Source organism: Pseudomonas sp. REP124 (assembly GCF_020164475.1).
Classification (GTDB): Bacteria; Pseudomonadota; Gammaproteobacteria; order Pseudomonadales; family Pseudomonadaceae; genus Aquipseudomonas.
Map to the genome: position 1 here is coordinate 13,585 of NZ_JAIQWX010000037.1, position 13,321 is coordinate 26,905.

Here is a 13,321-nt window from a genome sequence, read left to right on the forward strand (position 1 = left end):
GGTTACGACTGCGGTTTGGCGGGTGCCGGATCAATGGCTTGATAAGGCTGAAGAACGGCGTCGCGCTGTTCACCCAGCACCCAGGCGAACCCCGAATACATCACCACCAGGCACACACAGGTAAACAACGCGACCATCCACGCCGGCACGATGCGTACCAGGCTACGGCGCTGATGATTGAGCCCCTCCCACTGGGGCGACAGTTCTCGCGGTGTGTCTGCGCGCAACTGGCGAATCTGGCGGTACAAGTCATCGCGGATGCCTTCCAGTTCGAGCATTCCCCGGGTTTGCACGCGGTACTTCCCTTCAAATCCGAGCGACAGGCACACGTACATCAACTCAAGCATCGGCAGGTGCTTGACCGGGTTCCTGGACAAGCGAGTCAGTAATTGAAAGAACTTTTCACCGCCAAAGGTTTCATTGTGGAATTTGCTGAGCAGGCTCATTTGCGACCATTTGCTTTCGTTACCCCAGGTCGTCGTCACTACTGCCTCATCCACTACCGAACACAGCACGTAACGGGCAGCCATGACCTGGCCAGTTTCGACGCCGTTTTGCAAAGCGCGCGCCTCGAACGATTTCAAGTCGTTGGCCAGTTGCGTGTTGAGACCGTTGAGGTCCGCGCAAGCAGTGCTGTGTTTGAGTCGCACCACTTCCGATAACAGATCGCAAGCCGCTGAAACCAGCGAGTTGAGGCCTGTGTTGAACGCCTCAGTAGAGCTTGAGCGCGCGGAGTAGATCATGCGTTCTGACAAATGTTCGACACGCGGGGCAGCCACCGAATCCGTCAGCGGGGACGGCGCCAGACCCTTGCCCTGGCGGTCAAGCAAGATGGTTTTATCGTCCTGATGTTGTTCCGTTTCCTTGGTCATGTCGGTCAGTCTCTGATGGCCCAGAAGTTCAGTTCAAGCTCGGTGAATTCGCCGGACACATGGAAGGCGAAGCCCCCGGAGCGCTCAAGTTGTGCCCGGTCTTCTGAACTGAGTTCGAGAATGAAATAGGTTTTGTTGGAGTGGAACGCGATCTGCCGTGGTGCCACCGGTAACGGTTTGACCTTGATGCCAGGCAGATGCAGGTTGACCAACTGGCGGATGTTTTCGACCGGGCCGACCTTGAGGTGCGACGGCAATCGCTGGCGCAACTCTTCGCTGTCGCAGTTGGCGCTGGCTGCCAGCACGAAAGACGCCGACCCCAGCAGTTTGTGGTCCTGTAACGGCGAAACGATGATGCCGTACTGTCGGGTTTGCAGGGCCAGTTCGATAGCGTGCTGTTCCAGCACCATAGACAGAATTTGCCGGATCGCCTGCATCAGCTTGCGAAAGCTCACACCCTGATCGCTGTGTTGATAACGGCTGTCCAGACACGGCCTTTTGCTGTCGCTCGAGAATGTCGAAAGATCACCGAGCAGGCTTAGCAGCGTGCGGTACAACTCCTCCGGGTGCAATTGCTCAAGGCCCAGATAGTGACGCAACAACAATTCGGTGCGATTGATCAGTTGCAGCATCATGAAGTCGCCGATTTCGGCGCCCCCCACCTTGCCATTGGAACGAATTCGCTCGGCGATGGTGTCGCCCCGGTGACCGAGCATGCTGATGACTTCCTTCAGGCACGACAGGAGATACTTGGAGGCATGCGCCCTGATGTACGTCGGCACAAAGTCCGGATCAAGGCTGATCACACCGTCCGGTGTGGTGTTGAGCACCTCGCAGACCTTCATTTTCACGTAGGCCTGATCGGTCTGTTGCTCTCCCAGCAGTAGTTTGAAATCCGGACGAGCACACATGATCTGACTTGCAGAATCATCCCCCGCATTGGAGTCGGCCACTTGCGCTTCATACACGGTGTAACGCGCCAGGACGTCCAACTGCTCCGGGCGGCGGGACTCGATGTGGTTGCCCGTCACCAGCGGCAACGCCAGATACACCGACGTTTTTCCCGTATTGGGTGGCACGTCCAGCGTCAGTGGCTCGGCGTTATCCCCCAACTCGAACAGGCTGCCATCGGGCAGCACTCCGCAAGCCTGGCTCACCACCACCTTGCTCATGTTGAGAAACTGCAAATCGAGTTCCAGGTTCAGAAACCCCCATGTGTAGCTGCCCAGCAACTGGGTGCGGGTCTTCAACTGGTGATCGTAGTAACGATCGTTGTGCTGCAAGTGCTGTGGGCGCAGTAACATGCCTTCCTGCCATACAACCTTGTGGGAATTCATGGTCTGCCTCCTGCCTTCACCAGCACCGAGCGGGTATTGCGAATGCCAGTCTGATCCAGGGTCAGGTCACTGTCCGTTGACTGCTGCGGGGTAACTTGCAGCGTGTAGCGCCATTGGGTATCCATCAGGTCGCGATAAGCGGCGAGGACGCCGACATAGCGACTGCCCTGCTCCACGCTTAGCTTGAGCTCGACGGTTTCGCCAGGACGCAGTTCCAGCTCTTCGCTGGCAACCATATCCGGTGCCAGGGACTCCCTGGCGCGTTCGTACAGACTGAAGAAGTCCGCATTCTCGAAGGCCACAGGGTGTTTCAACTCATACAGCCGCACGACGACCGGTGACGGTCGGCCATGGAGGTCCGGGTTGAGTTGATCGCTAGCCGTAAGCTTGAGGTTCAGCTTGGTCACTTTGGAATACGGCGAGAAGGTCGAGCAGCCGGCGATCAATACCAGGACTGCCAGCAGGCTGAAGAAGGGAATTGAACGGAGTGACATGCGCATCATCCTCGGTGATCGGTATGCAGGGTCGAGATCAGGCGGATCTGTTCTTCGTAGGCCTGGGCGAAATCCCGGGACAGAAGACGTTCGCTCCACTCATCGTCCTGGCGTAGCGCCTGGTGATAGCGTTCGAACGCTCTCCAACGACTTGCTGAGGTTGCAAGCAACGGCTTGTTATCTCGTTCGAAACGCAGCGTCAGTTGCTGCGGCGAAAAGTGCTCCAGGGTGGCGCGAACCGCGGCGCGGCTGGCGCTGAGCAAGGCCACCTGATGTGCTTGCAGATCAAGAAATGCACGGCAGACGGCCTGTTCGGCAGACAATAGGCCCGGCTTGTCTGGTTGCAACAGAATGCCCAGTGCCTCCGGAGCATCGACGGCGAACTTCAACGGGTTCTTTTGCAACCCTTGCACCGTGGTCTGAGCCAAACGCAGTTCGTTTTTCAGCTCACAACGTGTGCGCAGGCTTTGCTGCACGCCCACGATGCTCTGCTGGAGCAGGTGCGCTGCGTTGACCGCCAGCGCCTCCCTGGCGTCATGATCGAGCTCATTGAGGTTCACACCCAGGGCGGCGCCGAACTTTTCCCAGAAATCATCGGACTGGCGTTCGACCGCCTGCGGCGGTGACACGGGTTCAGGCTCCGGTGCAGCTGCTACCAACTGCGGTACGGTCAGGCTCTCCATGTCGATACGCGCATAGTCTGCGCGTTGACGGGTTTCTTCGATGGTCGCGGGGGGCGAGATGACATCTTCGATTTCCGAGCGCACGCGTTCCTGTAGGTCCAGGGCTTTCAGCGGGTCGAGATCGAGAAATGCATCGTCAGGAATGACGCTGCCGGCGATCTGTGGGAGCCCCACCTCGACATTTAACAGGTCCTGATCGCGAACCAGGCGCGCATGAATTTCAACGTCGCCCAGCACATATGTACTGCCGTGTTCGACGCGTACCGGAACGTCTTTGTCCAGACGCGCCCCACTGACCCTATCCTTGATCCCGTTGGTGCTGGTATCGGTCAGAAAAAACGAACCATCACGATAACTGACTGAAGCATGATGATTGGACACGTGCCGGTTGATGTCTGGAATGACCCAGTCACAATCCTCAGCTCGCCCAATCACACCGCCGGACTGCTTGAAGATCTTCTGACACGGTCCGGCAGAGATGAATTGCTTGTTATTGATTATTTCGAAAACCAGTTCCATGGTAATTCTCCTTGTGGTCACTTGCCGCGATTTACCACCTGCGGATCGCCCAAGGGTCGATAGGCAGAGTCGTTGAATTTGTAGTTACCGCTGCATCCGCCCAGGCCGCATGAAACGACGAGGATCAGCAGGACGGCTTGCCAGTGACGAACGAGCATTCAGGGAATCTCCGCAGGGACAGCACCAAGCAACCACCCTTGCGGGTAGCGCCGGTAAAAATGGATGAAGGGGATCGGACATCGGCGGCCTACCCATCGATATTCGCCAGATTGATGTTCAGGCGCCTGAGCCGGTAGAGGAACGTGCGGCGCGGCAGGCCCAGTTCATGGGCAGCAGTCGTCTGATTACCGTCATGTTTGCGCAGGCAGTCGAGGAGCAAACTGCGCTCGAACTTTTCGAGCCGTTCGCGCAGATTCAGGCTGCTGTTTTCGGGCAAGGCGTTCACACGCATCGAGAAATGTTCGACCAGCAACTCGCTGCCGTCACACAGCAACACTGCGCGCTCGACCAGGCCTTTGAGCTCGCGAACGTTACCGGGGAATGCGTAACAGGCCAGATGATTCAACGCGTCGCTGGACCAACTCACCCTCTCGCGCTGCAAGAACACGCAGGCCTTGTGAGCGAAGTGCCGGGCAAGGTCGAGAATGTCACCCTCGCGCTCGCGTAGCGCAGGCAGTTCGATGGGAAACTGTGCGAGGCGGTAGTAAAGGTCTTCACGGAACTTCCCCAGCTTGACCAGCTTTACCAAGTCCCTATGGGTGGCGGCGACAATGCGCACGTCTATCCTGTGGGTGTCGTTTGAGCCCAGCGGGCGAATCTCGCCCTCCTGCAACACCCGTAGAAGCTTGGCTTGGAGAGGAAGTGGCATATCACCCACTTCATCGAGCAACAAGGTCCCGCCGTTTGCCGCATCGAACAATCCGGCGCGGTCGCGGTCGGCACCGGTGAACGCGCCCTTGCGGTAACCGAACAATTCACTTTCGAGCAGATTCTCGGGAAGGGCCGCACAGTTCTGCACGACGAACGCCCCGGCGCGACGGGGGCCGAACTCGTGGATAGCCCGGGCGACCAGTTCCTTGCCGGTACCTGTCTCGCCGCGCAGCAGGACGGTGTAGGGGCTGTGCAGGACTTTGCTGATCAGCGAATAAACTTCGCGCATGGCCGCGCTGTGGCCAATCAAGCCATACCCTCTGGCATTCGGGACTGTCACCGGTACTGTGGAGGCATGCTCTTTTGGCTGCCGTAGCTGTTGAAGCAGCAAAAACTGCCCGTACACAAAGGAGGCGAGTTTGCCGATGGATTCGGCAAAGCAGTGCAGATCGATGTGCCGATGGGTCGCGCACAGGATCAACCCCTTGACTTGCCCGTTACCGTTCAGCAGCGGTACACACAGCAAAGACTCCCAGCGTTTGGCCTGGCTCGGAAGAAATCCGGTTTCGTGTTGGCTGGTCCCCAATGCACCGAGGCTCACCACGCGGTTCTGGCAGAGCACGAATTGCAGCAGTTGTTCACCGCTGTAGTCCGTCGGAACACTGGTCACTTCCCTTGGCTGCAGGTTGCCATTGAGAGACTCGGCGGCCAGACCAAGACAGGTATGGGTGGCGTCCAGTAAATACAGCTGCGCCAGTTCACAGCTATTGAGCTGCGACAGCCCCTGCAGGAAATTCCCAAGCAGTGAAGTTCCGTCTTCAGCTCGCGACAGACTGGCGAACTGCTCGAGCAGCGCTTCGGCGTACTCCAGCGGCTGTGTAATTGAAGTGAACATCGCACCCATCTCAGGCGAACTCGCAAGTGACGCTGGCGTTGCCATGGATCGTTGCGTGGACTTGTTTGAGGTGCTCGCCTGTGGCCATCGCACCAAGTAAACGGTCTGCAATGAGGGGCAATATGTGAAGGTCAAGCAAGTGGTCGATAAGGCGTGCACCGCTATCGCTCTGGGTGCAGCGTTCAGCCAAGTGATCGACAAGGCTCTGGCAGTAGGTGAAATCCAGTTGTCGATGGCTCAGGCGCTCGCCCAATCGAGCCAGCTTGATTTCGATCAACTCGCGCAGTACCGGAGCGCGCACAGGGTAGTAAGGCACTACGCACATACGCGCCAGCAGCGCAGGCTTGAAGTGATTGACGAGTATCGGCCTGATGGCGTCTTCGAGTGCCTCGGCGGTCGGCTTGGCATCGTTCTCGCACAGTTCAATGATGCGCTCGCTGCCCAGGTTGGAAGTCATCAGGATCAGCGTGTTGCGAAAATCGATCTCGCGTCCTTCACCGTCGTTCGCAACACCCTTGTCGAATATTTGGTAGAACAGATTGAGCACGTCCGGATCGGCTTTCTCTATCTCATCGAGCAGCAGCACGGAATACGGTTTCTGGCGCACGGCCTCGGTGAGCATGCCGCCCTCGCCGTAACCGACGTAACCCGGCGGAGCACCGATCAGGCGAGACACCGTGTGCTTCTCCTGGAACTCGGACATGTTGATGGTGGTGATGAAACGCTCCCCGCCGTACAACAATTCGGCAAGGGCCAAAGCTGTTTCGGTCTTGCCGACTCCACTCGGACCGACCAGCAGGAACACGCCAACCGGAGCTTCAGGCTTGTTCAGACCGACAGCAGCAGCGCGCATCGAACGGTCCAGTGCGTGGACGGCCTGTTCCTGACCACGAATGCGCAACCTCAGATCTGCGGCGAAGTTTGCGACCCTGGCGTTGTGCTCACGGGCTAACTGAGCCAAGGGTACGCCGGTCCAGGCAGTGATCACCTCGGCCACCAGGCGCGGGCAGACTTCAAAGCTCACCAGTCGGTCATTGGCTTGCAGGTCGGTCAGGCTGCGGTAGGTTTCATTGAGCGCGGTTTCAAGGGTTTCGACACTTTGTGCACCAGACTTGGCGGCCTTTTCACGAGCCCTGGCCCATTGTTTACGCAGTTCCAGCAAACGCTCGGCCAATTCTTTCTGTTCAGACCACAGCACTTGTAGCGCGATGCTTTCTTTTTCAGCTTCATCCAGACGGGCTTCGAGCGCGTCCAGAACTTCGTGATCGATTGGCAAGCCAGCGTCCGCATCACGACGCAGGGCCTGGCGTTGGCGGGCACCTTCGATCAGTTCACCGCGCAAGCACTCCAGGCTGTGCGGCGCGGCAGCAAGGCTGATACGAACCCGGGCGCAAGCCGTGTCCAGTACATCCACTGCCTTGTCTGGCAACTGACGCCCGGACAGGTAACGCGCCGACAACTCAGCTGCAGCAACCACCGCGTCATCCCGCAGGTAGACTCCGTGGCTCTTCTCATAAACCTTTGCCAAACCACGCAGGATGGTCACGGCTTCGTTAACGGTAGGCTCGTGCAACTGCACCGGCTGGAAGCGGCGTGCCAGTGCCGGGTCTTTTTCAAAGTATTTTTTGTATTCCGTCCAAGTGGTGGCGGCGATGGTGCGCAATTCGCCACGAGCAAGGGCGGGCTTGAGCAGATTGGCGGCGTCTGAAGCACCGGCGTTGCCGCCCGCACCGATCAGGGTATGGGCTTCATCGATGAACAGAATGATCGCCTTGGGCGAGACTTTGACTTCGTCGATCAAGCCTTTGAGGCGGCGCTCGAACTCACCCTTGATGCTGGCCCCCGCCTGCAACAGGCCCATGTCCAGCGATAGCAGTTCGACGCCTTTGAGCACTGGCGGTACTTCACCAGCGGCAATACGCGACGCCAGGCCTTCGACGACGGCGGTTTTACCGACGCCTGCCTCCCCCACCACAATCGGATTGTTCTTGCGACGCCGGGCGAGAATGTCGACCATCTGCCGGATCACGCCGTCGCGGCACAACACCGGATCCAGTTTGCCGTCACGGGCTTGTTGGGTGAGGTTGTGAGTGAAGCGCTGCAAAAGGGATTCACCCGGTACGACTGGATGGCTGGCAGGTTTTTCCTGTTGAGACAGGGCGAACTCCTTGAGTCGCTCCAGGTTGAGTTTCGCCAGCAACGGAAGGTAGCGGCTGCCCGCATACCGAAACGGGTTTTGCAGCAGTGCGAGGATCAACGCGGCCTGTCCGATATCGGTCCGGCCCAATTCGAGGCTTGCTGCCAGCAAGGAATCCTGTAGCCATTGCACCAGTTCCGGCGAGAACACCGGATTGCGTGAAGCGCTGTGCTCGACCTGCGATTGCAACGTGGCGCTCAACTCGCCAGCGTCCACTTGCGCATCCTGCAAAGCCTTGCCGAGCAAGCCTTGCGGGCGCTCCAGCAGGCATAGCAGCATGTCCTCGACAAGAACCTTGTTACCGCCACGAGCCACGCAGCGTTCAGCGGAGCGTTCGAGGTCGCGGCGGGTTTCGGCGTCCAGCGCCTTGATCAGCTGTTGCAGATCTGCGTTGCTCATGACTTTCACATCCTTAGTGAGTTCTGCTGCCCAGGGTGACGACACCGTCTGCGCTCTCGCGCCCCAGCCAACTGGTCCATCCCAGGTGACAAACGTTCTGCTCGCCTATGCACAGCTCGCGTATTTCTTCCTGGCGCAACACCAGGCGAATGTCGTAGTCCAGCGGGTCACGCAGGGTGAACCGCACCAGCGCGCACAACGACTGGTAGCCAAAGCCGATCGGGAGGAATTCGTGAAAGTGTCGCCAGTCCAGTTCGCGGATATGAATTCGGAACTTGCCACTGCGATCGCGCACGCTTTCGCCCAGCACCACATCTGCGCCGAGAGCGGTGTTGACACGCCCCAGCCGGTTGCGTTGCGCGTGGATAATTGCCACGCGGCGTTCGATGCACTGCTCGATGGTCAGCGCGGCATGCTTGAAGTAGTAACGCAGCACCGCTTCGGTCAGTGCCGCCGAATGCGCGCGCAGGCTGAGCAAGCCGAGGTAAGGCAGCAGGCGCTTCCAGTTCAGCTCCCGAGCACGGCGGATCTCTTCGCCGCCCAGGCCGATCAGCGCGAAAAGCTGTTTGGAGAACGGATCAATCGCACCACTCTGGAAGCTGGCGCGGTAACGGTATTTCTTCCAGATCGGCAACATCAGCCGCTGCAAGCGATGGTGGAACAGGTCCAGAAATTGTCGGGTCGGGTTGCCGGCTTCGCTGTCGCCCAAGGCCTGCTCGCCATAGAACGCCGGTAGCGGCGAGCTGGAACCCACCAGACCCATAAGGTTGAAACGCATGCGTGCGCGCATCTGCCCGTGTTCGTGGAAAAACTCGACACGGTCCACATCACTGCCCGGAAACCCCAGGCTGGGGTTGGCCTGAAACTCCAGATGGTCGTACAAATCATCGTGGCTCAGGTGTGGGTGAGCCTCGCGCAGACGGTCAACCACCAGCAGCACGGCCTGATAGACCGAGTATTCGCGTATGCCTCGGGTCAGTCCGCTTAAAGCAGCGGCTGAAGGCCCATACGTGGTGTCCATTGGTACACCTCTCCCTGTGTGCTGTTGACCCTCAGTTCGTGAAACGAATTGAGGCTGGCATAAAGCGCAAAAAACTCGTTGAGTACGGATGCGAAAACGAACAGATCGCCTTCGCCGATATAACCTTGCGGGTCGATGGTTAATTCCGAGCGCAGGCCCCGCACCGGCAACCCCCGGTGCAGTCGATCAACATGCTGATGTTTGATGGATTTGAGCCCGCCCAACAAACGCTTGCTGACGCGCTCCGCCTGTTGGTCGTAGTAACGCGGCAAGTCGTAGGTTTCGAGAATCACCTTCAGCGCATTCACATCGGCCAGGGACAGATAGTTGAGCGACATGTTGCTGATCAGCTTCCACAGGAAGTCCTGGGTCAGCGGCGGCGCATAACTTGGGGTAGCCGGGGTGATGTTGCGGAAACTCAGGAATTCGGGGGTGCCTTCACAAGCCATGCAGATCTGGCCCAGCTTGAGTTTTCGCGGCAGATTCTGGTTAGTGCACGTGAGTTCGATCGACAGGGTTTCATGAGCTTCTTTGTGACGAATGCCAAAGCTCAAGTAGGTGTCCAGGCCTTCGTGCAGCGAGGAAGAGCGCTGGCGGATGCTGTAGTGGGGGCTGCCGTCTGGCACGTCGAAACTGGGGTCGTGCTCGAAGGATTCGAACGGCACGTATTCCTGGTAACCCAGGCCACCGGGTATCCAGCCGACGACTTTTTCGATGGCAAACACGCCGCAGTGTTCCAGGTCGAATTCAGCGGGTAACAGCAGGTATTCGTCCTGCTTGCCGTCAAGGCGAATTGGCAAGGCATCGTGCTGGAACAGATTGACGATCGGCGTGCAATGCAGCTTCACGTTTTCCAGCGTCGGGCGCATACGCAGGATGCCGCTCTCCCGGATATCGAAACGCAACTCCAGGCCTTTCATTTCTTCGAGGGCATCTTGCGGCAGGTTTTTGAGCACGCTCAGGCCATTGACGTCGACGAACAGGAATTTGTCCTGGAAAGCAAAATATTCCTGCAGGTAGCGATAGCCGCGGAAGGTATTCAGTGGGTAGGGAATCAGCGCTTCTTCTTCGGCGAATCCCACGGGCCGTACCCGGTCGCTTGGCAACTTGAATGTCAGGGGCCGGCCGCCCACATCGTTGACGGGATCGCCGGCAGCATCCAGGGGAATCAGTTCGATGCCATCCAGGTTACGCAGCAGACACAGATAGAGCATCTGGCTGATGTAACGCTCACCGGAGAAATGCAGTCGAAGGCGACTCAGATCCAACTCACCGAATTGCCCTTCGGCACTCATCGCAAGGTGCAAGCTCAACAGCGAACCGTTGCCCTTCACCGAGTACGTCAGCGCCGCCAGCTGCAGGGCTTGAACCTCGGTGGGGTAGCAGGTGCGAAAACGACAACGCACGTCATCGACCGGCATGCTCTCAACCGGTGTATTGCGCCCTACCCTCATTGGCGGGCCTGCGTGCTCGAGCGGGTCGAACTGCAGGATACTGAACGCGGGCAACGGCCGCATGTAGTTGGGCCACAGGAGTTGCATCAGCGAATGGCTGAGCTCGGGCAACTCGTCATCCAGTTTCTGACGCAAGCGCCCGGTGAGGAACGCAAAGCCTTCGAGCAACCGCTCTACGTCCGGATCCCGTCCAGCCTGTCCCAGGAATGGGGCCAACGCTGGACTACGTTCGGCGAATCGGCGACCTAGCTGGCGAAGTGCAGTGAGTTCGCTTTGGTAATAGTGGTTGAAGGACATGGCGTACCTGCCTGGTGATAGGGCTCGAAAAACAATGGGTTCCTACTTGGGCGGCACAAAAGGCGCAGGTGTGTGCGAGTTGCCAATCATGATGGTTCCGGAGCCTGCGGTGACTTCATTGCCATGGCTACCGACCGATCCCACAATGGCCGCTGGCTTGCCGTTGATTAAAACCGTCGTCGCAAGCCCTCCCGCCAACGTCCCTCCGCACTCCGACGCATCGCCTTGACGGGCAGCCGGGAGCCCATCGAAAAACACGTCAGGGGAACCAGTGGCGATCGGGTTGTTTCCGTGGCCGGAAATCGCGCAAGCGGTGGGGTCGGTGACGCGGGCTGCAGGTCTACCGGACATACATGTCTCCTTGATTGACCTTGACTTGACCGCTGCCATCCAGGCGCGCGGCGAAACTGACCTGACGCTTGAAGCCATCAACCTCCAGCAAACCTTCGATGCTGAAGGACAGTCGGAGCTGATCGTGTTCTCGCGGCAAGGAAATGACCCGCACATTGCTCAGGCGCGGCTCGTAGGCTTCGATGAAATTTTCAATGGCCAGACGGGCCTGACTCAGAGCGTCGTGCAGACTCAGACGCATGTCATTGAGATCGGGAAGCCCGTAGTCGGACAGCGTTTGCACACTGCCCGCACGGGTGCTGAGCATTTTGGCCAGATGGGCAGCCACGGACGCCGTGGCGGAGACTTCACGGCTCCAGCCGACACGTTGATCCGCGTCACCACCCAGGCGTTCGAAAAAGCTGCCGTATCCGTTCATGAGATGCTCCGCTTACTCTTTGTCCAGCTTGCCGATCAGCGACAGGGTGAAATCAGCCCCCATGTATTTGAAGTGCGGCCGCACGTTCAGGCTTACGCGGTACCAACCCGGTTCGCCTTCCACATCGCTCACGATGATTTGGGCAGCACGCAGCGGACGACGACCACGAACTTCGGCACTCGGGTTTTCCTGGTCAGCAACGTATTGACGGATCCACTTGTTGAGTTGCAACTCGAGGTCGGTGCGCTCTTTCCACGAGCCGAGTTGCTCGCGCTGCAGCACTTTCAGGTAATGCGCCAGGCGGTTGACGATCATCATGTACGGCAGTTGTGTGCCGAGCTTGTAGTTCAGTTCAGCCACCTTGCCTTCTGCACTGTTGCCGAAGAGCTTTGGTTTCTGCACCGAACTCGCGGAGAAGAATGCTGCGTTGTCAGAGCCTTTGCGCATGGTCAGGGAGATGAAACCTTCATCTGCCATTTCGTACTCACGACGGTCGGACACCAGCACTTCAGTTGGAATCTTGGTCTCGATTTCGCCCATGCTTTCGAAGTGGTGCAACGGCAGGTCCTCCACTGCGCCTCCGCTCTGAGGACCGATGATGTTCGGGCACCAGCGGAATTTGGCAAAGCTGTCCGTGAGCTTGGTGCCGAACGCATAGGCGGTGTTGCCCCAGAGATAGTGCTCGTGGCTGTTGGCGACGGTTTCCTTGTAGGCGAACGACTTGACCGGATTCTCTTCCGGGTCGTACGGGTTGCGCAGCAAGAAACGTGGCACGGTCAGCCCCATGTAGCGGGAGTCTTCCGACTGGCGGAAGCTCTGCCATTTGGCGAATTGCGGACCTTCGAAGTGATCCTTCAGGTCCTTGAGATCTGGCAGGCCGGTGAAGCTTTCCAGGCCGAAGAATTTGGGGCCGGCAGCCGTGATGAACGGCGCATGGGACATGCAGGCCACGCTGGAGACGTATTGCATCAGTTTCACGTCCGGCGAACTCGGGGACATGAAGTAGTTGGCAATGATTGCGCCTACAGGCTGGCCGCCGAACTGGCCGTATTCAGCGGTGTAAATGTGCTTGTACAGGCCAGACTGCATCACTTCCGGCGAGTCTTCGAAATCGTCCAGTAGGTCGTCCTTGGAGACGTTGAGAATTTCAATCTTGATGTTTTCACGGAAGTTGGTGCGGTCAACCAGCAACTTCAGGCCACGCCAGGACGATTCCAGCGCCTGGAAATCCGGGTGATGAAGGATTTCGTCCATCTGCCGACTGAGCTTGGCATCGATCTCGGCGATCATGCGGTCAACCATGGCCTTCTTGACCGGTTCACCGTTGTTTTGCGGTTTGAGTAGTTCCTCGATGAAGGCCGAGACGCCACGCTTGGCGATGTCATAGGCGTCATCGTCAGGGGTCAGGCGGGTTTCGGCGATGATGCTGTCGAGGATGCTGTATTCGCCGTTCTCGGTACTTTTTTGCGGTGCTGCACTGTTACTCATGGTGTTGGCTTCCTTGGCTGATGGAA

General features: G+C 58.3%; 11 protein-coding genes and 1 pseudogene. All 12 read right to left on the bottom strand.

Annotation, left to right across the window (positions count from 1 at the left end):
* Positions 1-2: 2 nt before the first annotated feature.
* The 12 genes and pseudogenes from icmH to tssC all read right to left on the bottom strand — a co-directional run bounded on the left by icmH (position 3) and on the right by tssC (position 13,295).
* Complete coding sequence (gene icmH, locus K9857_RS11905; RefSeq protein WP_224535929.1) at positions 3-872, bottom strand: type IVB secretion system protein IcmH/DotU; 870 nt, start codon at positions 870-872, stop codon at positions 3-5.
* A 5-nt stretch (positions 873-877) separates the two neighbouring features.
* On the bottom strand, positions 878-2,209 hold the full coding sequence (gene tssK, locus K9857_RS11910; RefSeq protein WP_224535931.1) for a type VI secretion system baseplate subunit TssK: 1,332 nt from the start codon (positions 2,207-2,209) through the stop codon (positions 878-880).
* On the bottom strand, positions 2,206-2,703 hold the full coding sequence (gene tssJ, locus K9857_RS11915; protein WP_224535933.1) for a type VI secretion system lipoprotein TssJ: 498 nt from the start codon (positions 2,701-2,703) through the stop codon (positions 2,206-2,208). The genes tssK and tssJ overlap by 4 nt, the downstream gene beginning before the upstream one ends.
* A 5-nt stretch (positions 2,704-2,708) precedes the next feature.
* A complete protein-coding gene (gene tagH, locus K9857_RS11920) occupies positions 2,709-3,905 on the bottom strand; it encodes a type VI secretion system-associated FHA domain protein TagH (protein ID WP_224535935.1) in 1,197 nt (398 codons plus the stop codon).
* A 17-nt stretch (positions 3,906-3,922) separates the two neighbouring features.
* A complete protein-coding gene (locus K9857_RS11925; protein WP_224535937.1) occupies positions 3,923-4,063 on the bottom strand; it encodes a type VI secretion protein in 141 nt (46 codons plus the stop codon).
* An 89-nt stretch (positions 4,064-4,152) separates the two neighbouring features.
* The gene (locus K9857_RS11930; protein ID WP_224535939.1) at positions 4,153-5,670 is read right to left on the bottom strand and encodes a sigma-54 interaction domain-containing protein; all 1,518 of its coding nucleotides are present in this window, start codon (positions 5,668-5,670) and stop codon (positions 4,153-4,155) included.
* A gap of 10 nt (positions 5,671-5,680) precedes the next feature.
* Positions 5,681-8,266: a type VI secretion system ATPase TssH gene (gene tssH, locus K9857_RS11935; RefSeq protein WP_224535941.1), complete on the bottom strand. Its 2,586-nt coding sequence runs from the start codon at positions 8,264-8,266 to the stop codon at positions 5,681-5,683.
* 13 nt (positions 8,267-8,279) lie between these two features.
* Positions 8,280-9,287 carry a type VI secretion system baseplate subunit TssG gene (gene tssG, locus K9857_RS11940; protein ID WP_224535943.1) on the bottom strand — a complete coding sequence of 336 codons (1,008 nt, stop codon included), beginning with the start codon at positions 9,285-9,287 and terminating at the stop codon, positions 8,280-8,282.
* Entirely contained in the window at positions 9,251-11,038 is a 1,788-nt protein-coding gene (gene tssF, locus K9857_RS11945) for a type VI secretion system baseplate subunit TssF (protein ID WP_224535945.1), read from the bottom strand. Before tssF ends, tssG begins: the two co-directional genes overlap by 37 nt.
* A 48-nt stretch (positions 11,039-11,086) precedes the next feature.
* Positions 11,087-11,389: pseudogene (locus tag K9857_RS11950) on the bottom strand (PAAR domain-containing protein); the annotation flags it as partial.
* Complete coding sequence (gene tssE, locus K9857_RS11955) at positions 11,379-11,807, bottom strand: type VI secretion system baseplate subunit TssE (protein WP_224535947.1); 429 nt, start codon at positions 11,805-11,807, stop codon at positions 11,379-11,381. The gene tssE and the pseudogene K9857_RS11950, both read right to left, overlap by 11 nt.
* Positions 11,808-11,819: 12 nt before the next feature.
* Complete coding sequence (gene tssC, locus K9857_RS11960; protein WP_224535950.1) at positions 11,820-13,295, bottom strand: type VI secretion system contractile sheath large subunit; 1,476 nt, start codon at positions 13,293-13,295, stop codon at positions 11,820-11,822.
* Between the last annotated feature and the right edge of the window lie 26 nt (positions 13,296-13,321).